Origin of the sequence: Streptomyces sp. BHT-5-2, from assembly GCF_019774615.1 — a bacterium.
Lineage (GTDB): Bacteria > Actinomycetota > Actinomycetes > Streptomycetales > Streptomycetaceae > Streptomyces.
In genome coordinates this window covers 2,347,902-2,373,579 of record NZ_CP081496.1, presented here as the reverse complement: position 1 = coordinate 2,373,579, position 25,678 = coordinate 2,347,902, and the positions used below count along the sequence as shown (strand labels likewise).

Annotated in this window: 23 protein-coding genes; 11 read left to right on the top strand and 12 right to left on the bottom strand. The window is 72.5% G+C overall.

Annotated elements, in window-relative coordinates:
* Positions 1-158 precede the first annotated feature (158 nt).
* The 4 genes from K2224_RS10540 to K2224_RS10525 all read right to left on the bottom strand — a co-directional run bounded on the left by K2224_RS10540 (position 159) and on the right by K2224_RS10525 (position 5,126).
* Positions 159-1,412 (bottom strand): hypothetical protein, encoded by a 1,254-nt coding sequence (locus K2224_RS10540; protein ID WP_399018226.1) that lies wholly within the window; start codon positions 1,410-1,412, stop codon positions 159-161.
* 29 nt (positions 1,413-1,441) lie between these two features.
* Entirely contained in the window at positions 1,442-2,383 is a 942-nt protein-coding gene (locus tag K2224_RS10535) for an N-acetylneuraminate synthase family protein (protein ID WP_221906313.1), read from the bottom strand.
* A 77-nt stretch (positions 2,384-2,460) separates the two neighbouring features.
* The gene (locus K2224_RS10530; protein WP_221906312.1) at positions 2,461-3,696 is read right to left on the bottom strand and encodes an acylneuraminate cytidylyltransferase; all 1,236 of its coding nucleotides are present in this window, start codon (positions 3,694-3,696) and stop codon (positions 2,461-2,463) included.
* Between the two features lie 32 nt (positions 3,697-3,728).
* Entirely contained in the window at positions 3,729-5,126 is a 1,398-nt protein-coding gene (locus K2224_RS10525) for a DUF6716 putative glycosyltransferase (RefSeq protein WP_221906311.1), read from the bottom strand.
* A gap of 199 nt (positions 5,127-5,325) precedes the next feature.
* On the opposite strand from K2224_RS10525, the gene K2224_RS10520 reads away from it, so the two are divergent.
* From K2224_RS10520 to K2224_RS10510, 3 genes are read left to right on the top strand one after another with little or no spacing between them, the layout of a single operon-like run.
* Entirely contained in the window at positions 5,326-6,306 is a 981-nt protein-coding gene (locus K2224_RS10520) for a glycosyltransferase family 2 protein (protein ID WP_221906310.1), read from the top strand.
* On the top strand, positions 6,306-7,685 hold the full coding sequence (locus tag K2224_RS10515; protein WP_221906309.1) for an alpha-2,8-polysialyltransferase family protein: 1,380 nt from the start codon (positions 6,306-6,308) through the stop codon (positions 7,683-7,685). Before K2224_RS10520 ends, K2224_RS10515 begins: the two co-directional genes overlap by 1 nt.
* On the top strand, positions 7,685-8,884 hold the full coding sequence (locus K2224_RS10510) for an acyltransferase (protein WP_221906308.1): 1,200 nt from the start codon (positions 7,685-7,687) through the stop codon (positions 8,882-8,884). The genes K2224_RS10515 and K2224_RS10510 overlap by 1 nt, the downstream gene beginning before the upstream one ends.
* Before the next feature lie 14 nt (positions 8,885-8,898).
* Here the strand turns inward: K2224_RS10510 and K2224_RS10505 are convergent, their stop codons facing one another.
* Entirely contained in the window at positions 8,899-9,588 is a 690-nt protein-coding gene (locus tag K2224_RS10505; protein ID WP_221906307.1) for a TetR/AcrR family transcriptional regulator C-terminal domain-containing protein, read from the bottom strand.
* A 60-nt stretch (positions 9,589-9,648) separates the two neighbouring features.
* Between K2224_RS10505 and K2224_RS10500 the strand changes: the two genes are divergently transcribed.
* Positions 9,649-11,253, top strand: coding sequence for an FAD-dependent monooxygenase (locus K2224_RS10500; RefSeq protein ID WP_221906306.1), 1,605 nt, complete (start codon positions 9,649-9,651; stop codon positions 11,251-11,253).
* 118 nt (positions 11,254-11,371) lie between these two features.
* Here the strand turns inward: K2224_RS10500 and K2224_RS10495 are convergent, their stop codons facing one another.
* A complete protein-coding gene (locus tag K2224_RS10495) occupies positions 11,372-12,850 on the bottom strand; it encodes a gluconate:H+ symporter (protein WP_221906305.1) in 1,479 nt (492 codons plus the stop codon).
* Positions 12,851-12,962: 112 nt separating this feature from the next.
* A complete protein-coding gene (locus K2224_RS10490) occupies positions 12,963-13,478 on the bottom strand; it encodes a gluconokinase (protein WP_221909565.1) in 516 nt (171 codons plus the stop codon).
* 201 nt (positions 13,479-13,679) lie between these two features.
* Here K2224_RS10490 and K2224_RS10485 point away from each other — a divergent pair, with 201 nt between their 5' ends.
* On the top strand, positions 13,680-14,390 hold the full coding sequence (locus K2224_RS10485) for a FadR/GntR family transcriptional regulator (protein ID WP_221906304.1): 711 nt from the start codon (positions 13,680-13,682) through the stop codon (positions 14,388-14,390).
* Positions 14,391-14,441: 51 nt separating this feature from the next.
* On the opposite strand, the gene K2224_RS10480 is transcribed toward K2224_RS10485, so the two are convergent.
* Positions 14,442-14,654 carry a hypothetical protein gene (locus K2224_RS10480; protein ID WP_221906303.1) on the bottom strand — a complete coding sequence of 71 codons (213 nt, stop codon included), beginning with the start codon at positions 14,652-14,654 and terminating at the stop codon, positions 14,442-14,444.
* A gap of 116 nt (positions 14,655-14,770) precedes the next feature.
* Positions 14,771-16,351 carry a methylmalonyl-CoA mutase gene (locus K2224_RS10475; protein WP_221906302.1) on the bottom strand — a complete coding sequence of 527 codons (1,581 nt, stop codon included), beginning with the start codon at positions 16,349-16,351 and terminating at the stop codon, positions 14,771-14,773.
* 136 nt (positions 16,352-16,487) lie between these two features.
* Here K2224_RS10475 and K2224_RS10470 point away from each other — a divergent pair, with 136 nt between their 5' ends.
* Positions 16,488-16,805, top strand: coding sequence for a peptidoglycan-binding protein (locus K2224_RS10470; protein WP_260692480.1), 318 nt, complete (start codon positions 16,488-16,490; stop codon positions 16,803-16,805).
* A gap of 223 nt (positions 16,806-17,028) precedes the next feature.
* Here K2224_RS10470 and K2224_RS10465 read toward each other — a convergent pair whose 3' ends face one another.
* The 3 genes from K2224_RS10465 to K2224_RS10455 form a co-directional block, all read right to left on the bottom strand.
* Entirely contained in the window at positions 17,029-18,102 is a 1,074-nt protein-coding gene (locus K2224_RS10465) for a hypothetical protein (protein ID WP_221906300.1), read from the bottom strand.
* A complete protein-coding gene (locus K2224_RS10460) occupies positions 18,102-18,824 on the bottom strand; it encodes an RNA polymerase sigma factor (protein ID WP_398195460.1) in 723 nt (240 codons plus the stop codon). Before K2224_RS10460 ends, K2224_RS10465 begins: the two co-directional genes overlap by 1 nt.
* A 531-nt stretch (positions 18,825-19,355) precedes the next feature.
* On the bottom strand, positions 19,356-21,065 hold the full coding sequence (locus K2224_RS10455; RefSeq protein WP_221906298.1) for a glycoside hydrolase family 20 protein: 1,710 nt from the start codon (positions 21,063-21,065) through the stop codon (positions 19,356-19,358).
* A gap of 442 nt (positions 21,066-21,507) precedes the next feature.
* On the opposite strand from K2224_RS10455, the gene K2224_RS10450 reads away from it, so the two are divergent.
* The 5 genes from K2224_RS10450 to K2224_RS10430 all read left to right on the top strand — a co-directional run bounded on the left by K2224_RS10450 (position 21,508) and on the right by K2224_RS10430 (position 25,626).
* Entirely contained in the window at positions 21,508-22,017 is a 510-nt protein-coding gene (locus tag K2224_RS10450; protein ID WP_221909564.1) for a 2-oxo-4-hydroxy-4-carboxy-5-ureidoimidazoline decarboxylase, read from the top strand.
* A gap of 182 nt (positions 22,018-22,199) precedes the next feature.
* On the top strand, positions 22,200-22,580 hold the full coding sequence (gene sdhC / locus K2224_RS10445; RefSeq protein ID WP_016574684.1) for a succinate dehydrogenase, cytochrome b556 subunit: 381 nt from the start codon (positions 22,200-22,202) through the stop codon (positions 22,578-22,580).
* 6 nt (positions 22,581-22,586) lie between these two features.
* Positions 22,587-23,066 carry a succinate dehydrogenase hydrophobic membrane anchor subunit gene (locus tag K2224_RS10440; protein WP_221906297.1) on the top strand — a complete coding sequence of 160 codons (480 nt, stop codon included), beginning with the start codon at positions 22,587-22,589 and terminating at the stop codon, positions 23,064-23,066.
* Between the two features lie 32 nt (positions 23,067-23,098).
* On the top strand, positions 23,099-24,853 hold the full coding sequence (gene sdhA, locus K2224_RS10435) for a succinate dehydrogenase flavoprotein subunit (RefSeq protein WP_221906296.1): 1,755 nt from the start codon (positions 23,099-23,101) through the stop codon (positions 24,851-24,853).
* Positions 24,853-25,626, top strand: a complete 774-nt coding sequence (locus K2224_RS10430; RefSeq protein ID WP_221906295.1) for a succinate dehydrogenase iron-sulfur subunit — start codon at positions 24,853-24,855, stop codon at positions 25,624-25,626. Before sdhA ends, K2224_RS10430 begins: the two co-directional genes overlap by 1 nt.
* The last annotated feature ends 52 nt before the right edge of the window (positions 25,627-25,678 follow it).

Here is a 25,678-nt window from a genome sequence, read left to right as displayed (position 1 = left end):
TGAAGGTTACGGGCCCGAACGGGGCAACTGGCCCTCGATCAACAAAAGTTCAGCCCCTCAGGGGAAGAAATTTTAGGCAGCTGGGTGCATGGACAGTTTTTGGTACGGGTATGGAGCAAGGTTCCATCAAGGCTTCGTCAGGGCTTCATGGCTTGCTGTCAGGTTCGGTCGGATTCTCCCTCGCAAGCGGGCGGTGCCCCCGCCTCGGGCAGTCGCCGTACGTCCGGTGCGGTGCCGGTGACGCCGTCGAGGAAGCCCTGGGCGCGCGGGGAGGCGTGTGCGGTGAGCCAGGCGGGGTCGATGTCGCAGACCGCGACCTGGACTCCGGTGCCCTGGAGGGCCAGTGGCAGGGTGTGCACGACGGTGGAGGGGAAGCTGAGGATCAGCCGGCCCACCGGGCCGCGGCGGGCGATCAGTTCGAGCGGAAGGTCGGGGCGGACCACCTCCAGACCGGTCTCGGTGGCCAGCCGGTGGAGTTTGCCGGCGCGCTCCCGGCGGTGCGCGAAGTAGCGGGTGGCGCCGTGCGTCCGGGCCAGCCGGTCGACCGCGGCGAGATAGCGGTCGAGGTCGACGACGCCGGTCTCGACGAGCGAGGTGCCGACGATGTCGGCGGTGCGGGTCAGCCGCGGCGGGCCGAAGCGGCCGCGGGTCCAGGCGAAGTCGTTGGCGGTGACGGCCATCCCGTCGGGCGCCTGGACCGGCATCGAACTGAAGAGGGCGACGGTGCGGCGGCGCCGGGCGCCGTCGGGGCCGGGCGTGAGGCGGCGGCGGGCCGCGCCGGCGAACGGTGCGAAGAGCAGGTCGCGGGGGCCCCGCCCGGAGCCGTGCCGGTGCCAGCGCACCAGCCGTTCGCCGCGGGCGAGTTGGCCGATGAACTCCATGGTGGCGGTGCCGTCGTCGACCACGACCAGGTCACGGGCGCGGGCCAGCCCCAGCAGCAGCTGGACGTAGCGGGAGAACGGGTCGCCGAGGACGATCCGCCGGGCCCGGCGGAGCAGCGGGGCGAGGCCGCCGATGGTGCGCAGCGGGGCGGCGGTGCCACCGCGGGCGTTCTCCCAGCGCACGGTGTGGCCCTCGTCGCGGGCGAGTTCGGCCATCCGGCGCAGCTGGCCCCGGGTCATCGGGTCGTGCGGGGCGAGCACGACGACGGTGAGGGCGGCGGGCTCGCCGGCGCGGGCCGCGGTGTGCGCCCATTCGAGGACGTTCAGCAGCTGGACCGGGCTCTCGACGAAGGCGAGGGTGCCGGGGTCCGCACGAGCGGTGTCCGCAGAGGCCGTGGTCATGTCGTCACCGGTGGGTTCGGTCCGGTTGCGCTGCCGGGGGATGCCGAGGAGACGGCGGGCGGGAGTCCCCGCCGTCTCCTCGGGCGGGACCGGGGCGCCGGCGGCGCGGGTCCCTTCGGGTGAGCTCAAGTCGCGAACTCCTGTCGGCCCGGGGTCGGTCAGACGGTGGCCGGCTCGCGGTCGGCGGCCTCGGCCGCCTCCGCCTCGGCGACCACGCCGGCGACCCGGCGCAGCTTCTTCATCGGGCCGAGCTCGCTCTCGTAGACCTTCTTGACGCCGTCGCCGAGGGACTCCTCGATGGTGCGGATGTCGCGGACCAGCCGGGTCAGGCCCTGCGGCTCGACGGAGGCGGCCTGGTCGGAGCCCCACATGGCGCGGTCGAGGGTGATGTGCCGCTCGACGAAGGCGGCGCCGAGGGCGACCGCGGCGAGGGTGGTCTGCAGGCCGGTCTCGTGGCCGCTGTAGCCGATCGGGACGTTGGGGTACTCGGCCTGGAGGGTGTGGATCATGCGGAGGTTGAGTTCCTCCGCCTTGGCCGGATAGGTGCTGGTGGCGTGGCAGAGGACGATGTTGTCGCTGCCCAGGACCTCGACGGCGTGCCGGATCTGCTTCGGGGTGGACATGCCGGTCGACAGGATGACCGGGCGGCCGGTGGCGCGCATGGCGCGCAGCAGCTCGTCGTCGGTGAGCGAGGCGGAGGCGACCTTGTAGCAGGGCACGTCGAACTTCTCCAGGAAGGCGACGGACTCGACGTCCCAGGGCGAGGCGAACCACGCGATGCCGCGCTTCCCGCAGTACTCGTCGATGGCGCGGTAGCCGTCCTCTTCGAACTCCACGCGGTGGCGGTAGTCGATGTAGGTCATCCGGCCCCAGGGGGTGTCGCGTTCGATGTCCCACTGGTCGCGCGGGGTGCAGATCTCCGGGGTCCGCTTCTGGAACTTGACGGCGTCGCAGCCGGCGTCCGCCGCGGCATCGATCAACGCGAACGCGTTCTCCAGGTCGCCGTTGTGGTTGATGCCGATCTCGCCGGTGACGTAGACGGGGCGGCCGGGGCCGACCTCGCGGTCGCCGAGGGAGCGGAGGCGGGAGTTGCTGCTCATGGGAGGTTCCTTCGTTCTGTTCGGGGGACGGGTCGGGGGGTCTGGGAGCCGGGGCGGGTGCGTGGGGGCGGGCGGCTTCAGAGGGACGGGCCCAGCAGCCAGCCGGCGATCTCGCGGACGGCGCCGCTGCCGCCGGGGGTGGCGGTGACCGCGCGGGCCGCGCCGCGCACCACGTCGTGGGCGGAGGCGACCGCCACCGGCCAGCCGACGAGGTCGAAGCAGGGCAGGTCGTTGACGTCGTTGCCGACGTAGAGCACCCGCTCGGGGGTGACGCCGGCCTCCTCGCACCACTGCTTGAGGGCGATGTCCTTGCGGTCGATGCCGTGCAGGACGGGCACCTTCAGCTTGCGGGCGCGGGCGGCGACGACCGGGTTCTGCTCGGTGGAGAGGATCAGCAGCTTCAGTCCCGAGCGGCGGAGTGCGGCGATCCCCAGGCCGTCGCCGCGGTGCACGGCGACGGTCTCCCGGCCGTCGGCGTCGACCAGTACCCGGTCGTCGGTCTGGGTGCCGTCGAAGTCGAGGACCACGGCGTCGATGTCGTCACTGGTCGGGAGGGCGGTGGGAGAGGAGCCGGCCGGCGCGCCGGGGCGGGGCCCGTCCAGCAGCGGGGCGAGCGCACGGGCCCGGGCCAGGTCGTGCGGGTCGTCGATCTCCAGCACCCGGGCGGGGTCGGTGCGGACGAGTTCGGTGCGGCCGAAGAAGCGGTGGCCGGCGAGGCGGAAGCCGGCCGCGTCCATGGCGTAGGCGGCGCCGGTCTCCAGCAGGTCCTGCGGGCGGTCCTGGCGGCGCGGCCGGAAGGACTTGTCGTGGTTGACGCCGAGGCCGCCGCCGTCGGCCGGCTCCCCGGGGGCGGCGTCCTCGGCGGTCTCGGCGTCCCGCCAGACGAAGCCGTGGAACGGGGCGACGGTCAGCGCGCTGTCCGCGCCGCCCTCGACGACCGCCGCGGCCACCGCGTCGATCTCCTCGCTGACCAGGAACGGGCTGGTGCACTGGACGAGCAGCACCGCGTCGACCGGGCGGCCCGCTTGGGCCTCGTAGGCGTCCATGGCGTGCCGGACCGCGGCCTCGCTGGTGGCGGTGTCGCCGGCGATGTCGCCGGGGCGGCGTATGACCACCGCGCCGGCGCCGCGCGCGGCGGCCGCGATCCCCGCGTCGTCGGTGGAGACGACCACGTCGGTGACCAGCCGGGCGGCGCGGCACGCCCGGACCGCGCGGGCCACCAGGGGCACGCCCCCGACGGCGGCGAGGTTCTTGGCGGGGACGCCCTTGGAGCCGCCGCGGGCGGGGATGACGGCCACAACGGTGGGGGGCATGGGGCTCTCCTCGGTCGGGTGGGGACGGCTGCTCACAGTTGCCCCCAGCGGCGGATGGCCGGGGCGACGCGTTGGACGCCGTGCCGGTAGGCGCCCCGGGCGGCCTCGCGGACGGTGGTGCGGGCGAACTGCCGCAGCCCGCCGGTCTCCTGGGGCGCGTCGCGGTATCCGGCGAGCGGCGCGCCGTGCGGGTCCAGGCCGTGGCGGGCGAGGATGCCGGGCAGGTAGCCGGGGGCGGTGCGGGCCGTGTAGTACGGGGTGAGCGGCGGCAGCCGGTCGGCGGCGGCCAGCTCGGCGACCCGGTCCCGGGCGGCGTCGAAGGCGTGCTCGTAGTCCCCCGGACTTCGTCCGGGTGGTGCCCCCACGCTCCGGACGACGCCCTGGCGGGCCAGCCACTCCGGGTCGGGCTCCGGGCGGTGGCCGGCGTCGAGCTGGTCCCAGGAGGCCAGGCAGCCGGAGCCGAGGAAGTGGTGGTTGCCGAGGGCCTCGCGGATGCCGAGGTCGGTGAGGACGGCGGTGGGGATGCCGCGGTGCAGGGACTCCAGGGCGGCGGTGGAGCTGACCGTGACCATCAGGTCGGTGCGGTCCAGGACCTCGCTCATGTTCCCGTACACCAGGCGGCAGTTGGCGGGCAGTCCGCCGGGGATCCGGGCGGCGAGCTTCTGGTAGGGCAGTTCCTCGATGTGCGTGGTGTGCTCGCCGGGCTTGCTGCGGAGCTTGACCAGCACCTCGCGGTCGGGGTGTCGGCGGGCGTGCTCGACCGCCCGTCTCAGCAGGTACGTCCGCCCCTCGCGGTCCTCCGGGACGGAGGGCTGGGCGGCGAACACCACGGTGCGGGGCCGGCGTTCGCGCTCCGCGGCGGCGGGCTCCTCGTAGGGGGCGCCGCCGAGGAACGGCAGGGCGCACTCCACGACGCTGCCGTCCGGGGCGCCGACGCCGCGGTAGACCGCGCGGAACCGCTCCGCGTCATGCCGGGAGTTGGCGAGCACCACGTCCGCGCCGTGCCGCAGCAGCAGGCCGTCGGCGAGCTTCTCGTAGACCACGCCGACATAGCCGGTGACGACGACGGGGCGGCGGGCCCCGGCGGGGTCCACGGTGCGCCAGGCGTGCGCGAGGCCGTGCAGCATGGCCTGGACGGCGCCGCCGACGCAGGCCAGCACCAGCACGTCGCAGCCGGGGCGGTCCCCGTCCTTGGCGCCGCGCGCCATCAGGTCGAGGAAGTCGACGCCCCGGATCTCCCGCAGCGCGTCCGCACGGGCACCGACCTCGCCGAGTTGGCGGACGGTGGGGGTGGCGCGGCCGCGGAGGAGGTAGCCGTCGAGCCGGGCGTCCGGGCCGAGGCGGCGCGCGGTCAGCGCGCCCCACTTCCATCGGGTGTCCGAGTCGGCGAGCACCGCGATCCGCGGTGCGGAATGGGTACGTGATGGCACGTCGAAGACGCTAGGAAGGCGCGACGGTCGGCGGGCCAACTGAGGAGCAACAACGGGTTAACAGCCGACCGACGCATACCGAACCCACCCGCATACCGTCCGGTCACTGGTGCGGTTAACCATCCCGCCATTCTTCGTTCACCGCCAAGTACGCACCGTGTCAAGACGAATGCCGGGCGCCGCACCTAACGTCACGGGGGTGGTCAAGCTCTCCGTCGTCGTGCCGTTCTACAACGTGCAGACATACGCGCCCGATACTCTGAAAAGCCTGGCGGCGAACTCTCGCGGGGATTTCGAATTCCTGCTCGTCGACGACTGTTCACGCGACGAGACGCCGGAGATCCTCGCCCGCGCCGCGGCGGACCTCCCGGGTGCCCGGGTGCTGCGGCACGAGAAGAACGGCGGCCTGGCCACCGCCCGCAACACCGGCCTGGACGCGGCCCGCGGCGAGTACCTCGCCTTCCTCGACGGGGACGACTGGCTGGCCCCCGGCCACCTCCCCGAACTCCTTTCCGTCATCGAGGAGTTGGGGTGCGACTTCGTGCGGACGGACCACGTCCAGTGCACCGCCAAGGCGCGCACCGTGCACCGGGTCCCGCACGGCCGGCGGGGGGTGGTGCTGGATCCGCGGAGCGTGATCCTGCCCGCCGACCGCTCCACCTCGGTGGACTACGCCTACGCCTGGGCCGGGATCTACCACCGCCGGCTGCTCGACGACGGGCTGCTGCACTTCACCGACGGGCTGCGCACCGCGGAGGACCGGCCGTGGATCTGGCGGCTGCACCGCGAGGCGAAATCGATGGCGGTGACGGGCCTGTTGGGCGTTTTCTACCGACGCGGGGTGGCCTCCTCACTGACCCAGATCGGCGACGTCCGGCAATTGGACTTCATCCGCGCTTTCGATCAGGTGATCGAGGAAACGGCTCGGGACCGCGATGCGCAGCTGCTGCTGCCGAAGGCGGTGCGCACCTATTGCGCGATCATTTCCCACCATCTCGGTTCGATCGAACGATTCGAGCCGGCGGTCGCCCGTAAATTGCGGGCGATGAGCGCCGCGGCCATGAAACGCATGCCGCAGGACGTACTGAAGGAAGCCCTGGATTCCATGGATGTACAGCGCGCGTCCCGGCTGCGCCGACTGCGCCGCCGCCCCTCCCCCAGCGCGGAGGTCGCCGCCTGATGCCCGCCCGGCCCCGTACCCAGATCTTTCTGGCGTCCACCCTCTACGGCGCGGCGACCCTGGCCGCCGCCCTGGACGCCGACCTGTTCGCCCCGGCCGACCGCCGGCTGCTGCTGATCAGCAACAACGCGACGACTCCGGAGACCACCCCGGCGCTGGACGCGATGCCCGGTTTCGGGCGGCTGCGCGGCCGCTTCGACCGGGTGCTGTCCTGGAACGAGACGATCCGCCCGTTCCACCCCGGCGGCTGGTCCCCGCGCGCCGACGACGTCCCGCTGTGGGAGCGCCAGTTGCGGCTGCTGTGGGGGCTGGGCGACGACGAGGTCGAACTGGTCGTGGAGTCGATCCAGGTCAACCCGGCGCTGGCGCTGACCCACCTCTTCCCCGGCGCCCCCGTGGACGTCTACGCCGACGGGCTGATGAGCTACGGCCCCACCCGCAACAAGCTCGATCCTCTGGTCGGCACCCGGATCGGCCGGCTGCTCCACCTGGATCTGGTGCCGGGCCTCACGCCCCTGCTGCTCACCGAGTTCGGGGTGGAGCCGGTCGTCGTGCCCACCGACGCCTTCACCAAGGTGCTGGCCGAACTCGCCGACGACGGCGAGGCGTCGGGCGATCTGGCCGGTGTCCCGGAGGGCGCGGCGCTGCTGCTCGGCCAGTACTTGTCGGCGCTCTCCATCCTCACCCCGCAGGAGGAAGAGGAGCTGCACGTCCGGATGGTGCGCGGCGCCGCCGAACGGGGCCACCGCGAGATCGTCTTCAAGCCGCACCCGTCGGCGCCGGCCCGCTGGTCGCGGCTGCTGGAGCGGGAGGCCGAGCGGCTGGAGGTCTCGCTGACCGTGCTGGACCGGCCGGTGCTCGCCGAGGTCCTCTACCAGCGGGCCCGGCCCGCGCTGGTGGCCGGCTGCTTCTCCACCGCACTGCTGACCGCGTCCGCCTTCTACGGCCTGCCGGTCGCCCGCACCGGCACCGGACTGCTGCTGGAGCGCCTGTCGCCCTATCAGAACAGCAACCGGGTGCCGGTGACGCTGGTGGACGCGCTGGTGCCGGACCTCACCGACCGGAGCCCGGCCCCGCGCGCCACCGCCGCCCCGCAGGACGTCGGCCCGCTGGTCACCGCCGTCGGCTACGCGATGCAGCACCAGATCTACCCGCACCTGCGCCCGGCCGCCGAACGCTATCTGGCCGCGCATCTGAGCCCGCACACCCGGCGCTACTTCAAGCGCCGCCGGCTCACCGCGCTGGCGCTGCCCGGCGCGATCCCGTCCCAGCTGTCGTTCATCCCGCGCAATGCCGCCCTCCGCCGGGTGGCGCGCCGCGCCCGGGCCGTGCAGCGCCGACTGAGGCAGCGCCGTCTCAAGAAGTGGGCCGCCGCCTGATGACCACCACCTCTCCGCCGTCCGGGGCGCCCCGGACGGCACCGGACCGCGGCGCGGACGCCACCCCGGCGGACGCCACCCCGGCAGGCGGCGCGGCCACCGCGCGGAACACCCCGGTACCGGGCCGCGGCCGCACCGGCGGCGCCGCCCGCCTGCGCGCCCTGGACGGACTGCGGCTGATCGCCGCCCTCATGGTCGCCGCGTACCACTACGGCGGCCGCAACGGCGACATCTCCCGGGCCTGGGGCGGTTCCCCCGCCCACCAGTTCCCCTACCTCTCCAGCGCGTTCGCCTACGGCTGCCTGGGCGTCCAGATCTTCTTCGTCATCAGCGGCTTCGTCATCTGCCTGAGCGGCTGGGGGCGGCCCCTGCGCTCCTTCGTCGCCTCCCGCATCGGCCGCCTGTACCCCGCCTACTGGGCGGCGATCCTCCTCGTCACCGCCGTCTTCGCGCTCCCCTGGGTCGCCTTCAAGGCGCTCGCGCCCAGCGAGGTGCTGACGAACCTCACCATGCTCCAGTACCCGCTGGGCGTGCACCGGGTCCTCGGCGTCTGCTGGACGCTCTGGGCCGAGATGCGCTTCTACGCCCTCTTCGCACTGTGCGTCGTCCTGCCGGGCGCCACCCGCGGCCGGGTGGTCCTCTTCTGCGCCGGCTGGACACTGGCCGCCGCCCTGGCCCAGTCCTCCCACGAGCCGTTCCTCAACACCGTCCTGATGCCGCAGTACGCCCCGTTCTTCATCGGCGGCGTCGGCCTGTACCTGCTGCACCGCTTCGGCCACCGGGACCCGGTCGCCTGGACGATCGTGCTGGTCAGCTGGCTGATCGGACAGCACTACGCGGTCGCCGGCCTCTGGCACCCGCCGTCCGCGCACGCCTTCTCCTACCGCTCGGCGACGGTCGTCATCGCCGTCGTCACCGCCGGCTTCGCCGCGGTCGCCGCCGTCGCCCTGGGCGCGTTCCGCTGGGCGGACTGGCGCTGGCTGACCGTCGCCGGCGCGCTGACCTACCCCTTCTACCTCGTCCACGAGCACCTCGGCTGGGTCGTGATCGGCGCACTCCACCGCGGCGCCGGACTCCCCTCGTACGCCACGCTGCTGCTGACCGTCGGCCTGATGCTGCTCCTGGCGTGGGCCCTCCACCGCTGGGTCGAACGCCCCCTGACACCACGCCTGCGCGGGGCCATCGCCCCACGGCGCTGATCCCCCGGGTCGGCTCAACGCCCCTTTCGTGTGGGGTGGTTGGCGTATTCCGCCGCGATGCCCGCCACGATGATCCGCAGCCCGGCCTCGAACGCCTCCTCCGTGCCGCCGAAGAGCGTCCGGCCGGCGTGCGCGGCGAGCGGGTACGTCCCGCCGAGCCGGCGCTCGCGCGCGTCGAGGTCGTAGGCCGGGTCGCGGGCCTCCGGGTGCGCGGGGTCGGGGTGCACCGACTGCTCCTCTATGACCAGCCCGATCGTGTAGTTGTACGCGGTCCACCAGGCGCGGGCCGCCTCCTCCAGGGTGAAGCCGACCGCGGTGAAGTGGCTGAGGAAGAGTTCCATCGGGGCGGCGAAGCTGTCGTCCGTCATCCGCGTACCGGCGACGACCTTCCCGCCGTCGCGGTAGGTGAGCAGCTCCCGGCGGAGCGCGGCGCAGCTGTGCAGCAGCATCTCCTGCCACGACGGCCACCGGCCGTCCGGACCGGGTCCGCCGGCCGGCATCGCCGACCGGAAGAGCCGCCGGAAGATCTCGGTGGCCATCTCGTCCAGCAGCTCCTGCTTGTTCTTGAAGTGCCAGTAGAGCGCCGGCGCCTGGACGTCGAGCTCCTTGGCGATCCGCCGGAGCCGCAGCCCGTCCAGCCCGTCCTCGTTCAGCAGCCGCAGGGCGGTCGCCACCACCAAGTCCCGGTCAATGCGCGAAGCCATGCCCCCAACTTAACACCGTTAAGGTTGACAACTTAACGCCGTTAAGGGCAGCCTCGCGGTATGGCACTTAACAACGTTAAGGAATCCTTCGCCGGCACCTCCGCCGCCGCGGACGACCTTGAGGCCACCGCCTCGGACGCCGCCACGCCGGCCGTCGAGGTCCTGATATCCGGCGCCGGCCCCACCGGCCTCGCGCTCGCCGTCGACCTCGCCCGCCGCGGCGTGACCGCCCTGCTCGTGGAACGGCAGCCCACCCTCTCCCGGGGCGCCCGCGGCACCGGTGTCCAGCCGCGCACCCAGGAGGTCTACGACGACCTCGGCGTGCTCCCCGCCGCGCAGGCCGCCGGCGGCGACTACCCGCCCATCGGATTCTGGGAGGACGGCCGGATCGTCCGGACCCACCAGATGATCGAGCGCGTCGACCCGACCCCGTCCAGCCCCTACTCCAACGCCCTGATGCTCCCCCAGTGGCGCAACGTCGAGCTGCTCCACGACCGCCTCCGGGAGCTGGGCGGCGACGTCCAACTCTCCACCGAACTCACCGAGTTCACCCAGGACGCGGACGGCGTCACCGCCCACCTCACCGGCCCCGGCACCGTCCGTCGCACCGTCCGCGCCCGCTACCTCATCGCCTGCGACGGCGGCGCCAGCACCGTCCGCAAGCAGCTCGCCGTCCCCATGAGCGGCCCCGAACTCGCCCCCGGCCACGCGGTCCTCGCCGACGTCCGCCTCGACGGCCTGGACCGCGACCACTGGCACCGCTGGACACTGCCGACCGGAGGTTTCCTCTCCCTCCTCCCGCTGGCCGGCACCGACGGCTTCCAGATGCTCGCCGCCGCGGCCACCGCCGAACCGGACACCTCCCCCGACGCGGTCCGCGCCCTCGTCGCCGAGCACACCCACCTCACCCGCGACCAGGTCCGCGAGGTCCTGTGGACCTCCCTCTACCGCCCCAAGGCGGGCATGGCCGACGCCTACCGCCACGGCCGGGTGTTCCTCGCCGGCGACGCCGCGCACATCCACTCCCCCGCCGGCGGCCAGGGCCTCAACACCAGCGTCCAGGACGCCTACAACCTCGGCTGGAAGCTCGGCCAGGTGCTCCGGCACGGTGCCCCCGACGCCCTCCTCGACACCTACGGGACCGAGCGCCGCCCGATCGCCGCCCGCATCCTGGAGACCAGCACCGGCCTGCACCGCTCGGGCAGCCTCCACCGCGGCCGCGACCTGCACCAACTCGACATCTGCTACCCGGAAAGCCCGCTCACCCGCGAACTGCGCACCGGCCTCCCGGACGGCGCCCTCACCGCCGGCGACCGCGCCCCCGACGCCCCCTGCACCACCCCCGACGGCACCCCAACCCACCTTTTCGCCCTCTTCCGCGGCCCCCACTTCACCGTGCTCGCCGTGGACGCCCCGGACCTGGACACCAGCGCCGTCGACGAGGCCGCCGGCACCACCCCCCTCCGCATCCTCCACACCACCGGCCCCACCCCCGACCTCCTCGACATCGATGGCCACCTCCGGGCGGCCTACGGCCCGACCCCGGGCGTCTTCCTCATCCGGCCGGACGGGTACATAGCCGTGGCAGCGCCCCCGGAGTCCGCGACGGCGGCACTCACGGAAGCGCTCCTGACGCACTTCGGCGCGGCACCGGTCGCGGCCTGAGACGGCCTACCCGCAACACCGACCCGGGGCCCGAACAGCGGTCCGGCCCGCCGCTCTTCGCGAGCGACGGGCCGGACCGCACGGAACGGGTGGCGGGCGGCGGCTCGCCCCGCCGCCGCTACACCACCAACGACAGCCCCAGCACCCCCACGATCCCCACCACCGAGATCAGTGTCTCCATCAGGGACCAGGTCTTCAGGGTCTGGCCGACGGTCATGCCGAAGTACTCCTTGACCATCCAGAAGCCGGCGTCGTTGACGTGGCTGAAGAAGAGGGAGCCGGCTCCGATGGCGAGGACGAGGAGGGCGGTGTGGGTGGTGCTCATCTGGGCGGCGAGGGGGGCGACCAGGCCGGCGGCGGAGATCGTGGCGACCGTGGCGGAGCCGGTGGCGAGGCGGATCGCGACCGCGATCAGCCAGGCGAGCAGCAGCGCGGAGATGTTCCAGTGCTTGGAGACGTCCAGGATCATCTGGCCGACGCCGGAGTCCACCAGCGTCTGCTTGAAACCGCCGCCCGCGCCGACGATCAGCAGCACGCCGGCGATCGGGCCGAGCGAGGACTCGACGGTGGACGCGATCCGGCCACGGGTGAAGCCGGCCGACCGGCCGAGCGTGAACATCGCGACGACGACGGCGGTGAGCAGCGCGATCAACGGCGAGCCGACGATGTCGAAGACCCGCTGGAGGGAGTCCTTCGGGTCGTCCACCACGACGTCCACCAGGGCCTTGGCCAGCATCATCACCACCGGCAGCAGAACGGTGGCGACGGTGATGCCGAAACCCGGGCGCTTCGCCGGGTCGGCGGAGGTGGCGTCGGCCCCGGCGTCCGGGGTCCGGCCGGACGAGAACAGCATCTTCTCGGGCGGGGCGATGTCGACCCAGCGGGCGGCGTAGCGGGAGAAGAGCGGCCCGGCGATGATCGCGGCGGGGACGGCGATGACGACGCCGAGGGCCAGGGTGACGCCGAGGTTGGCCTTGACCGCGTCGATGGCGGCGAGCGGCCCGGGGTGCGGGGGGATCAGCCCGTGCATCACGGACAGGCCGGCGAGCGCCGGGATGCCGATGCGCATGAGGGAGAAGTTGCCGCGCTTGGCGACCAGCAGCACCACGGGGATCAGCAGCACGATGCCGACCTCGAAGAAGATCGGCAGCCCGATGATCCCGGCGATCAGCACCATCGCCCAGGGCATCGGCCCGCCCGTCGCCCGCCACCGCCCTTCCCCGGAAGGGCCTTCGGCCCTGCCCCTCCCGCCGGCCTTGGTCAGGATCGTGTCGACGATCTGGTCCGCGCCGCCGGAGTCGGCCAGCAGCCTGCCGAGGACGGCGCCCAGCGCGATCAGCACGCCGGTGCCCGCGACCGTCGCGCCGAGCCCGGTGGAGAAGCTGGCGATGGCCTTGTCCATCGGGGCACCGGCCACCGCGCCGAGCACCAGCGACCCGATGATCAGCGCCAGGAAGGCGTGCAGCTTGAACTTGGTGATCAGCAGGACGAGGACGGCGATGCCCGCCAGGACGGCGATGCCCAGCTGTGCGTGACCGGCCGAGGTGATGGGCGCGGTCGCGTCCGCTGCGAGCATCTCGACGCTGAGATGTGCCACGGCGATTCCCTTTGTCGGAGGGGTCCCCTTGTCGGAGGGGAGGGGAGGGGTGGCCGGGCCCCGTGGGGGAGACGGGGCCCGGCCGGCTCGGGTCCGGCCGGCGCGTCGGGGGTTACGCGGCCGGGGCCGGGCGGCGCAGGGCGGTGACGGCTCGTCCGGCGATCTGCTCGGGGGTGCCGGAGACGTCGACCACCGCGCCGGCCTCGTCCGGCCCGAGCGGTTCGAGGGTGGCGAACTGGGAGTCCAGCAGCGCCGTGGGCATGAAGTGCCCCTTGCGTTCGGCCATCCGCGCCTCGATCAGCGCGCGGTCGCCGGCGAGGTGGAGGAAGGCCACGCCCGGGGCGGCGGCCCGCAGCCGGTCGCGGTAGGCGCGCTTGAGGGCGGAGCAGCTGACCACCCCGCCGTGCCCGGCGCGGCCGTGCGCCCAGGCGCCGATCGCGTCGAGCCAGGGGCCGCGGTCGGCGTCGTCCAGGGGCGTACCGGCCGTCATCTTGGCGATGTTGGCCGGCGGGTGGAAGTCGTCGCCCTCGGCGTAGGGGACGCCCAGCGCGTCGGCCACCAGGGGGCCGATCGTCGTCTTGCCGGTCCCGGCCACACCCATCACGACGATGACGTCGGCGCTGCCCATCCCGAATACCTCGATACCTCGCGTACGGGACATCACGTGCCGGATCGCCGCCATCGGGTGGTACCGGCGGTATCGGTACGACGCTGTCCACTTCGACCTCGTGCGCCCTCCACTGAAACCCATTAGGTACGACGTATTCAAGACTCTGTGACGCAAACGTCATACTTAATTGGCCGAGAGGCAGGAACGTAGGCTTGGCCCATGGAAGCGACCGGGAACGGGGAGAAGGGGCTGCACGCCCGCGTGCTGGAGTCCCTGGGGCCCGCTATCACCGCGGGCGACCACCCTCCGGGCACGGTCCTGCGCACCGACGAGCTGGCCGAGCGGTTCGACGTCTCGCGCACGGTGATCCGCGAGGCGATCCGGGTCCTGGAGTCCATGCACCTGGTCGCCTCCCGGCGCCGGGTCGGTGTGACCGTCCGCCCCACCGAGGAGTGGAACGTCTACGACCCGCGGGTGATCGGCTGGCGGCTGGCCGGCCGGGACCGCCCCCGGCAGCTGCGTTCGCTGACGGTGCTGCGCTCGGCCGTCGAGCCGGTGGCGGCCGGGCTGGCCGCCCGCCACGCCACCCCCGCCCAGTGCGCCGAACTCACCGAGCACGCCATGGGGATGGTGGCCACCTCGCGCGGCCAGCAGCTCGACGCGTACCTCGTGCACGACATGGCGTTCCACCGGGTGGTGCTGACCGCGTCCGGCAACGAGATGTTCGCCCGCCTCGCCGAGGTGGTCGCGGCCGTGCTCACCGGCCGCACCCAGCACCATGTGATGTTCACCGACCCCGACCCGGCGGCGGTCACCCTGCACGTCCAGGTGGCCGAGGCGATCCGCACCGGCGACGCGGTCCGCGCCGAGGCCCTCACCCGGGAGATCACGACGGGCGCGATGGCCGAACTCGACGTGCTGGCGCCGTAGTCGACGTCCGCGGCCACCGGCGGCGGGCCGCGGGCGCTCCGCGGGGCGCGGTCAGAACAGCGGCTGCTGTCCCGGCATCGGCGGCTCCTCCGGGTCGAAGAGCTTCTCCGCGGGCGCCATCATGGGCGCCGTCCGCCGCGAGCCCGGGCAGGAGATCAGCTCGATCCCGGTCCGCCGCCCCGGCGGGTCGTGGCGGGCGTACCGGCCGCCGACCACGGCGATCTCTCGGGTGCAGATGGGGCAGTGGCGGCGGGGTGCGGACATGCCACCAGTGTGGCGGACGCGTTCCACGCCCGGCACCCGGCACCCGGCGGGCCCCCGGCCGCCCCTCGGAAGGCGCCACCGAAGACGGCCCCGGAGACGCCCCCGAAGACATCTCCTCAGAACGCGTCCGTAGGCACATACGTCCCCCACACCTCGCGCAGCGCGTCGCACACCTCGCCCAGCGTGGCCCGGGCGCGCAGCGCCTCCCGCATCGGGTAGAGCACGTTGTCCGGGCCCTCGGCGGCCTTGCGCACCGCGCCGAGCGCCGCGGTGACCGCGTTGCGGTTGCGGCGCTCGCGCAGCCGCGCCAGCCGTTCGGCCTGCTGCGCCTCGATGGCGGGGTCCACCCGCAGCGGCTCGTAGGACTCCTCCTCGTCGGTGCGGAAGCGGTTGACGCCGACCACCACCCGCTCGCCGGCGTCGGTCTCCTGCGCGATCCGGTAGGCGTTGCGCTCGATCTCGTCCTTCTGGAGGCCCCGTTCGATGGCGGCGACCGCGCCGCCGAGGTCCGCCACCCGCGCCATCAGCGCCAGCGCCGCCTCCTCGACGTCGTCGGTCAGCGACTCGACGGCGTAGGAGCCGGCGAACGGGTCGACGGTGGCGGTGACGTCCGTCTCGTGCGCGAGCACCTGCTGGGTGCGCAGGGCGAGCCGGGCCGCCTTCTCGGTCGGCAGCGCGATCGCCTCGTCGAAGGAGTTGGTGTGCAGCGACTGGGTCCCGCCGAGCACCGCCGCGAGCCCCTGTACGGTCACCCGCGCGAGGTTCACCTCCGGCTGCTGGGCGGTCAGTTGCACCCCGGCGGTCTGGGTGTGGAACCGCAGCATCTGCGACTTGGGGTTCCGCGCCCCGAACTCCTCGCGCATCACCCGCGCCCAGATCCGCCGCGCGGCACGGAACTTGGCGACCTCCTCCAGCAGCGTGGTCCGGGCGACGAAGAAGAACGACAGCCGCGGCGCGAAGTCGTCGACGTCCATGCCGGCGGCGAGCGCGGTGCGGACGTAGGCGATGCCGTTGGCCAGGGTGAAGGCGATCTCCTGCGCGGGCGAGGCGCCGGCCTCGGCCATGTGGTAGCCGGAGATCGAGATGGTGTTCCAGCGGGGGATCTCGGCCCGGCAGTAACGGAAGATGTCCGCGGTCAGCCGGAGCGAGGGCTGCGGCGGATAGATGTACGTGCCCCGCGCGATGTACTCCTTCAACACGTCGTTCTGCACCGTCCCGTTGAGCTGATGTCCCATCACCCCCTGTTGTTCGCCGACGAGTTGGTACATCAGCAGCAGCAGCGCGGCCGGCGCGTTGATGGTCATCGACGTCGAGACCGCCCCCAGCGGGATCCCGCCGAACAGCACCTCCATGTCCTCGACGGAGTCGATGGCCACCCCGACCTTGCCGACCTCGCCCGCGGCGATCGGGGTGTCGGAGTCGTGGCCCATCTGCGTCGGCAGGTCGAAGGCGACCGACAGCCCCGTGGTGCCGTGCTCGATCAGCTGCCGGTAGCGCGCGTTGGACTCCCGCGCCGTCCCGAACCCGGCGTACTGCCGCATCGTCCAGGGCCGCCCGGTGTACATCGTCGGATAGACCCCGCGGGTGTACGGGTACCCGCCCGGCTCGCCCAGCCGGTCGGCCGGATCCCACCCGTCGAGCGCCGCCGGCCCGTACACCGGCTCGACGGGCAGCCCGCTCTCGCTGTACCGCGCCATGTCCCCTACGCCTCCAAACAGGTGAATGGTGCCGGTTTCCACCGCATTCACAGCATGCCCGTAGGTTCGTCCCGACGCACCGTCGGGAAGGGGGTGGTTCATGCGGCGGAGCGGAAGACGAGGACCGGCGGCACTGATGGCACTGGCCGCACTGGCCCTGGCGACGGCCTGCCACCCGCCGCGCCCCGCTCCCCTACTGGCGCCCGGCGCCCATGGCCCGGCGGTCCGCGACCTCCAGACCCGCCTGTCGCAACTCGGCCTCTTCACCCGCTCCCCCACGGGCCACTACGCCGCCGAGACCGAACGCGCCCTCCGCACCTTCCAGCAACAGGCCGGACTCCCCCCAACGGGGACCTACACCACAGCAGACCGCTCAGCCCTCAACTCCCGCACCCACAGCCAGAAACCGACACTCGCCCCCAGGAGCAAGATCTTTGACGGAAGCGAAAATTGAGCAACCCCCACAGCCAGCAACCACATCCGCGAGAGCGGCGCCGGCTCAGGCGCAAAGAGGGGTGGCGCCGGCTCAGGCGCGAAGGGAGGGCGCGGGCAGGGCCGGGGGAACGAGCCCCGCCCGCGCCGGGTGCGCTGAGCCACGGGTACGGGGGGAACCCCGGCTCTTGCGCCGCCGATGACCAGTCGGCTCGTTTCTTACTGCGTCACGGGGCTGAAAAACGTCACACCCGACCGGTGGGAAGGTTTCCGCTGGGGGTCGGCGCGGCCGTGGAGGGGGCCGGTGTGGGGGTGCTGCCGGTGGTCGGCGCGCCGGGGCCGGGCGAGGCGGCCGGGGGTGAGGCGGCGCGGGGCGGGTCGCCCTCCTCGTCGCCGCTGCCGCCGCCGTTCTGGCCGCCGCCGTTGCCGCCGTTCTCGCCCTGGCCGCCGCCGTGGCCGCCCTTGCCGCCGCCTCCGCCATCGTTGTCACCCGAGCCGCCGCCCTGCTGGCCGGCCTGGGCGAGGTACTGGCGGCAGAAGGCGTGCACCCGCTCGGCGCCGCCGGCGGTGCCTTCGAGGCGCCGCAGGGTGTCGCGGTCCAGGTCGCCGCGGCGGCCGGATTCGTACTCCTTGCAGACGGCGAGCAGCAGCTTGCGCTTCTTGTTCCCGCCGCCGTCGTCGGGCAGCGGCTTGCCGTCGTCGCCGGGGGTGCCGGTGCCGGTGCCCGGCGAACGGGTGCCGGGCGCGGGGACGGTGTCGGGGCTGCCGCCGGGGGTGGGGGTGGCGCCGGGTGCGGTGGTCCGCCCGTCGGGCGGGGTGGCCGGGGTCCGGCCGGTCTCGCCGGTGGTGGTGGCGGACTCGTCGGTCTCGAAGGTGTCGGGCGTCTCGGCGGCCGGGACGCTGGCACCGGGGCGGGGCTCGCCGTCGCGGAACGGGGTGGGCAGTACGCCGGTGCCGGCGGCGACCGCGATGCCGCTGATCGCGCAGGCCGCCAGGGCGACCGCAAGGCCGCGTCTGAAGGGGCGGGCGAGCCCGGTGCGTTCGACGACGCGGTTGGTGCGGGTGGTGCGCGTGCCGGACGGTGCCGTGCCGCGAGAGCGGGCGCCGGTACCGAGCCGGGCCTGCCGGAAGGCGGCCAGTGCCGCCTCCTCGCCGGGGGCCGCGGCGGTTTCGGGCAGGCCGGAGCCGGCCGCCGCAGCGGCCTTCAGCAGCTGTTCGAGTTCGCGTGCGCCGTCGCCGACCTGGGAACCGGCCGGCTCACCACGCAGCAGTCGCTCCGCGGCTTCCTTGTCGAGCCAGCTATACCGGTCGTCGGCCATCACATGTCCTTCTGCGTTCGTGCGGCCGTTTCCGTCACACCTGGTACGTACGATTCCGCCACGCCGTCATGGCGTCTTCTGTCCTGTATGGGCAGCTCACCCACTGTTCCACCCCCCTTGCCGGCACCGGCGGACGGCCCCCGGGGTTCCCCGTCGCCGTCGTCCCCACCACCGTCCTCCCCGAGCATCTCGGCCAGCTTCTTCAGGCCGCGGTGGGCGGCGGTGCGCACCGCGCCCGGCCGTTTGCCCAGTACCTGTGCCGCGCTCTTGGCGTCCAGCCCGACGACCACCCGCAGGGTCACCGCCTCGGCCTGGTCCTGCGGCAGCCGGCCTATCAGCCGGAAGGTGTGGCCGGTGCCCAGCGCCTCCAGCGCCTCGCCCGCGGTGTCGGACGCGGCGGGGGTGTCGGTGAGTTCGGTCTCGTCGCCGCCGATGGCCGGCCGCCGGCCGCGCATCCGGATGTGGTCCAGCGCACGGTTACGGGCGATCCGGGCGGTCCAGCCGCGGAAGCGGTCCGCGTCGCCGCTGAAGCGGACGAGGTCGCGGGTGATCTGGAGCCAGGCCTCGGATGCCACGTCCTCCGCGTCCGGCTCGCCCACCAGGGTCCGGACGTAGCCGAGCAGCCGGGGGTGTATCGCGCGGTAGACGAGCCGGAACGCGGTCTCGTCGCCGTCCTGCGCCGCCTGTACGGCAACCGTCAGCCGTCCGTCGTCCGGCTGAATGTCGTCCCCTCGCACGGGTCCATCCTGTCGCACGCTGAATGTCCGCCGCCCGGTCCTTGCCGCATTGCGCTGTCGCTGTTTCTTCGCTGTCGGTTGGTCGTCGGGTCCGCCGGGGCCGCTCCGCGGCCGGGTGCGTCACCGCCGTGCCGGCCGCCGACCGCCCGGATGTCCCCGCAGACCGTAACGGGTCAGCCCCGGGGCCCGGCACCCGGGCCACCCCTGGGGCACCTCCGGGCACCGGCGCGGTGGCCGCACGACCCTTCGAACTCGCCGGTAACCGGCCGCTCTTCCGGCCGGCCGGACCACCGGGGCCGGTGCGCCCGCCGGCGCGTTCCGGCACGTTACGGGCCCTGCCGGGCCCACGTCCAGACCACTGGCCGTGCCGCCGCCCGTACCGCGTGTGACGCTTTTCGGCCCGGCGGCGCTGTATCGGTTAGGAGCCCGTCGCGGGCTCCGTGTGAGCGACGGCCGGGGCCTCTCCTGTGGGGGGTGGCGGCCCCGGCCGTCTCTTGCGCTTCTTCCGCCCGCCGGTCAGAGCCGGTTCGCCAGCGCCTCGAAGTCCGTCCAGGACTGCGCGGGGGTGCGCGGGTCCCAGGTCTTCTGCGCGAGCGCCGCGAGCGGCAGCTTGATCCCGGCCGCGATCTGCTGTGCGGTCTGCGCGTCCGCGTGGTCGCACCAGACCGCGAACCGCGCGCCCGGGATCCGGTCGGCCCCGGTCTGGCCCTCCGGTACGGCGACGGGCGAGGTGTGCCGCAGCACCCGCGGGGTCCAGCTCCGGTAGATCCGTTCGCCGGTCGGGTACGTGAAGCCGTTGGGCTCGCCGAGCACGTAGTAGAGGTACTCGTCGTTGAGGTTGAGCACGGTGCGGCCCTCGCGGAGGAACTCGGCGGGGTCGCGGGCGCCGATCTCCCGGCCGGTCCAGTAGGCGACCGCGCGGTTCGTGTCCGCGGCCACCTTGCCGCCGGCGAAGAAGCCGTCGTTCCACGCCTCGATCCGGGTCTTGCCGGCGGCCTGGACGGTCTTCTGCCGGTCGTTGAGCCAACCGGTGGCCAGGTCCTTGATGGTGGCGCCGGAGCCGTACTTGTCCTGGGCGGCCCGGGCCAGCTGCGGGTACTTCCCCGCGGGGTCCGAGGACGTCAGCGCCTGGTACTCGTCGCCGCCCAGGTGCCAGTACGGGCCGGGGAAGAGCTGTCCGAACTCCTTCAGCAGCGAGTCGACGAGTGCGCCGGCCTGGGGCTTGGAGATGTCGATGGCGCCGCGGACCACCGTGCCGGAGGCGCTGCGCAGTTGCAGGTCGGGGTGGTGGTCGAGGACGGCGCCGAGGTGGCCGGGCGAGTCGATCTCCGGGACGAGCGAGACGTGCAGGCTCTGCCCGACCTTGATCAGGTGGCGGACCTGGTCCTTGGTCAGATGGTCGGCGGAGACGATCTCGGGGTGGGTGTCGCTCTGGATGCGGAAGCCCTGGTCGTCGGAGAAGTGCAGCTGGAGCTGGTTGAGCTTGAGGTCGGCGAGCTGCCGGATGCGGTCCTCGATCCAGTCCGCGGTGAACGGCTTGCGGGCGTTGTCCAGCAGCATGCCGCGCCGGGGGCGGTCCGGGCGGTCGTCGACGGTGCCCTCGGGGAGGCCGCCGGCGGTGCGGACGGCCTGTTTGACGGTCCGGGTGCCGTTGAAGATCCCGGCGTCGGTGGGGGCGGTGAGGGTGAGCACACCGCCGTGGGCGGTGAGGGTGTAGGACTCGTCGGCGGTGCTGCCGGCCGGGGCGTTGTCGCCGCGGCCGGCACCGGCCGAACCGCTGAGCTTCACCTCGACGTCACCGGGCCGGACGTCCTGCTTTCCCCACACCACCGCCAGCCCGCCGAGATCCTTGGCCATGAGTTGCGCTTCGTCGGCGATATTGCTCTTCTCCCCCGCCGATACCACGATCCGGGCGCCCTTGGTCGGCCGCCAGCCGATTCCGTTCGCCGGGCGGAAGTCCCGTACGGCCGGGACGATGTGCGGCGGGCCGGTCACCTTGGCCCAGCTGGGGATGGGCGCGGCGGGGCTGGAAGAGCTGGGAGCCGCGCCCGGGGACCGGGAATCTGCGCCCTGTCCGCAGCCGCCGAGCGCCAGCGTGCCGACCAGCACGGGGACGGCCAGCAGCGCGCGGCGGACCTCCGGGCCGGCGGCCCGACGGCCGGTGTGCGGGGGCCGCGGGGAGGCCGGGGGCCGCGGGGAACGCGGCGGCCGCATCGGGTTCGACATCGTGCAATCCTCACTTTTCGGGGCGAAGGCATTGCCAGTAATGCGGAACAGGTCGTCCACCGAGCGCGCGAGAGCTCTCTCATCCGGGTGAAAATCGCGCATCCGTCGGACAGTGGCCGGCGAGCGTCGTTAGCGTGGCCTCGCCGCCGCTCACTCCCTGCCGGGGCGCGTGGACCGCCGGAAATCCGCCGGGTGCCACCTCTTGTGACGTATCACCACACTCACCTCTCCCTCCGTACGTATCAGACTTTTCATCCTTTTCGCCCCACCCGACGCTCGTTTTCCGCCAGTCACCACCGACTCCCCCGGCCCTCCCGAACCTTCCGCCCCTCACCGACCATCCGCATCCGACCCCCATCCGCCCGAGGAGCCCACGCTGTCCGGTGAAACCCCGGCCGTCCGCCCGCCGGCGCGGCCCCGCCCGCCCGTTCCGCGGTGCGGCATACCTTGGCAGACGCGGCCCGCTCCCGATCCGGCGGCCGGCCTCGACCGCTTCAACGCCCTCCCCCACGCCCACGCCGTGGCCGCCCTGCTGACCTGCTGCGGCTGCCGCCGCTGGGCCGAACGCCTCGCCGCCCACCGCCCCTACCCGGACCCGGAGTCCCTGATGGCCGCCGGCGACGAGGCCGGCTACGACCTCACCTCCGCCGAGCAGGGCGAGGCGCTGGCCCAGGAGCCGGCCACGCCGCTCCCGCCGGTCCGCCCCGGCCTCGGCACCCTCGCCGCCCACACCGCACTGCGCGCCGCGCACGCCGCGTACCAGCTGCGCTTCCGGCACGCCTTCGTCATCTGCCTCGACGGCTATCGCGACGACGAGCTGATGGACCAGACCCTGCACGCCATCCGCACCCGCCTGGCACACGAGCCGGACGAGGAGCGGTCGGTCGCCGCGGACGAACTGCGGCGGCTGGCCCGCACCAGACTGGGGCGACTCGCTATGAGTTGTCCTTGATGGACCGTTTCGTACTTGTGTGATAGCCCGTTGGTGCCTGTTTGATCACACCTAAGGACCCCCGCGCGAGGAACCGACAGCTCGTCGATACGATGACGAGCGGCCGGTGGACCGTACCCGGCCGGGCCCGACCGACAGAGAAGCCGGCGCGGCCCTAGTCCCCGCTCCCGGAGGGTTCTTCCGTGCCGGCTGGAACGCTGTACCGCGGCCGGGAAGGCATGTGGTCCTGGGTGGCTCACCGAGTCACCGGCGTCCTCATCTTCTTCTTCCTGTTCGTGCACGTCCTCGACACCGCACTCGTGCGCGTCTCCCCCGACGCGTACGACAACGTCGTAGCGACTTACAAGACGCCGATCGTCAACGTGATGGAGTACGGCCTGGTGGCCGCCATCCTCTTCCACGCACTCAACGGCCTGCGCGTCATCGCCGTGGACTTCTGGTCCAAGGGCCCGAAGTACCAGAAGCAGATGCTCTGGACCGTCGTCGGTGTCTGGGTCGTGCTGATGGCCGGTGCCTTCTACCCCGTGCTGCAGCACACGCTGCGCACGCTGTTCGGGAGCTGACGCGAGATGTCTGCTGAATCCACCACCGCGAGCGCCACCGCGGCGGAGAACGTCGCGCTCTACGACGCGGACCACCCCGCTCCCGTCATCGAGGCGCCCCGTAAGCGCACCGCGAAGACGCCCAAGTCGACCCGGACCAACTTCGAGCTGTACGGCTGGCTGTTCATGCGGCTGTCCGGCATCGTGCTGGTCGTCCTCGTCCTCGGCCACCTGCTGATCCAGCTGGTGCTCGACGGCGGCGTCTCCAAGATCGGCTTCGCGTTCGTCGCCGGCCGCTGGGCCTCGCCGTTCTGGCAGGTCTGGGACCTGCTGATGCTGTGGCTGGCCATGCTGCACGGCGCCAACGGCCTGCGCACCGTCATCAACGACTACGCGCAGCGGGACAACACCCGCTTCTGGCTGAAGATGCTGCTCTACACCGCCACGGTGTTCACCGTCCTTCTGGGCACGCTGGTGATCTTCACCTTCGACCCGAACATCCGCTAGGCCCCGGGCTGAGGGACTGAGGTATTCCACCCATGCAGATCCACAAGTACGACACCGTCATCGTCGGCGCCGGCGGCGCGGGCATGCGCGCGGCCATCGAGGCCACCAAGCGCAGCCGGACCGCGGTCCTGACGAAGCTCTACCCCACCCGCTCCCACACCGGTGCCGCCCAGGGCGGTATGGCCGCGGCCCTCGCCAACGTCGAGGAGGACAACTGGGAGTGGCACACCTTCGACACGGTCAAGGGCGGTGACTACCTGGTCGACCAGGACGCCGCGGAGATCCTGGCGAAGGAGGCCATCGACTCGGTCCTCGACCTGGAGAAGATGGGCCTGCCCTTCAACCGCACGCCGGAGGGCCGGATCGACCAGCGCCGGTTCGGCGGGCACTCCCGCAACCACGGCGAGGCGCCAGTCCGCCGGTCCTGCTACGCCGCGGACCGCACCGGCCACATGATCCTCCAGACGCTGTACCAGAACTGCGTCAAGGAGGGCGTGGAGTTCTTCAACGAGTTCTACGTCCTGGACCAGCTGATCACCGAGGTCGACGGCGTCAAGAAGTCGGCCGGTGTGATCGCCTACGAGCTGGCCACCGGCGAGATCCACGTCTTCCAGGCGAAGGCCGTCGTCTACGCCTCCGGCGGCTGCGGCAAGTTCTTCAAGGTGACGTCCAACGCGCACACCCTGACCGGTGACGGCCAGGCCGCCGTGTACCGCCGTGGACTGCCGCTGGAGGACATGGAGTTCTTCCAGTTCCACCCGACCGGCATCTGGCGGATGGGCATCCTGCTGACGGAGGGCGCCCGTGGTGAGGGCGGCATCCTCCGCAACAAGGACGGCGAGCGCTTCATGGAGAAGTACGCGCCGGTCATGAAGGACCTCGCCTCGCGTGACGTCGTCTCGCGCTCCATCTACACGGAGATCCGCGAGGGCCGCGGCTGCGGTCCCGACGGCGACCACGTCTACCTGGACCTGACGCACCTGCCGCCGGAGCAGCTGGACGCCAAGCTGCCCGACATCACCGAGTTCGCGCGCACCTACCTCGGCATCGAGCCCTACACGGACCCGATCCCGATCCAGCCGACCGCGCACTACGCCATGGGCGGCATCCCGACCAACGTCGAGGGCGAGGTGCTGGCCGACAACACCACCGTCGTGCCGGGCCTGTACGCCGCCGGCGAGGTCGCCTGCGTCTCCGTCCACGGCGCCAACCGCCTGGGCACCAACTCGCTGCTGGACATCAACGTCTTCGGCCGCCGGGCCGGCATCGCCGCGGCGGAGTACGCGGCCACCGCCGACTTCGTCGAGCTGCCCGAGGACCCGGCGGCGCTCGTCCAGGACCAGGTCGAGCGGCTGCGCGAGGCCACCGGCAGCGAGCGGGTCACCGAGATCCGCAAGGAGCTGCAGGAGACCATGGACGCCAACGTCATGGTCTTCCGCACCGAGCAGACGATCAAGACCGCGGTCGAGAAGATCGGCGAGCTGCGCGCCCGCTACAAGAACGTGTCCATCCAGGACAAGGGCAGGCGCTTCAACACCGACCTGCTGGAGGCCATCGAGCTGGGCAACCTGCTCGACCTGGCCGAGGTCATGGCGGTCTCCGCGCTGGCCCGCAAGGAGTCCCGCGGCGGCCACTACCGCGAGGACTACCCCAACCGCGACGACGTCAACTTCATGCGGCACACCATGGCGTACCGCGAGGTGGGCGACGACGGCGCCGAGTCGATCCGGCTCGACTACAAGCCGGTCGTGCAGACCCGCTACCAGCCGATGGAGCGTAAGTACTGATGAGCACCCCGACCATCGACAAGCACTCCGCGGCCCTGGACGCGGCCGAGAACGACGCTGCGCACCTGATCACCGTCACCTTCCGGATCCGCCGGTTCAACCCGGAGGTCTCCGAGGAGGCGCGCTGGGAGGACTTCCAGCTGGAGATCGATCCCAAGGAGCGCGTCCTGGACGCACTCCACAAGATCAAGTGGGATCTGGACGGCTCGCTCACCTTCCGCCGCTCCTGCGCGCACGGCATCTGCGGTTCGGACGCCATGCGGATCAACGGCCGCAACCGGCTGGCCTGCAAGACGCTGATCAAGGACATCAACCCCGAGAAGCCGATCACCGTCGAGGCCATCAAGGGCCTGACGGTGCTGAAGGACCTTGTCGTCGACATGGAGCCCTTCTTCCAGGCGTACCGGGACGTGATGCCGTTCCTGATCACCACCGGCAACGAGCCGACCCGCGAGCGGCTGCAGTCCTCCGAGGACCGCGAGCGCTTCGACGACACCACCAAGTGCATCCTGTGCGCGGCGTGCACCAGCTCGTGCCCCGTGTTCTGGAACGACGGCCAGTACTTCGGCCCGGCGGCGATCGTCAACGCGCACCGCTTCATCTTCGACTCGCGTGACGAGGGCGGCGAGCAGCGGCTGGAGATCCTCAACGACAAGGACGGCGTCTGGCGCTGCCGCACGACCTTCAACTGCACGGACGCCTGCCCGCGCGGTATCGAGGTCACCAAGGCGATCCAGGAAGTCAAGCGGGCGCTGATCACCCGCCGCTTCTGACGCGCGCCTGAACCGGCAGGCCCCGCCTCCTCTTTGTGGAGGCGGGGCCTTC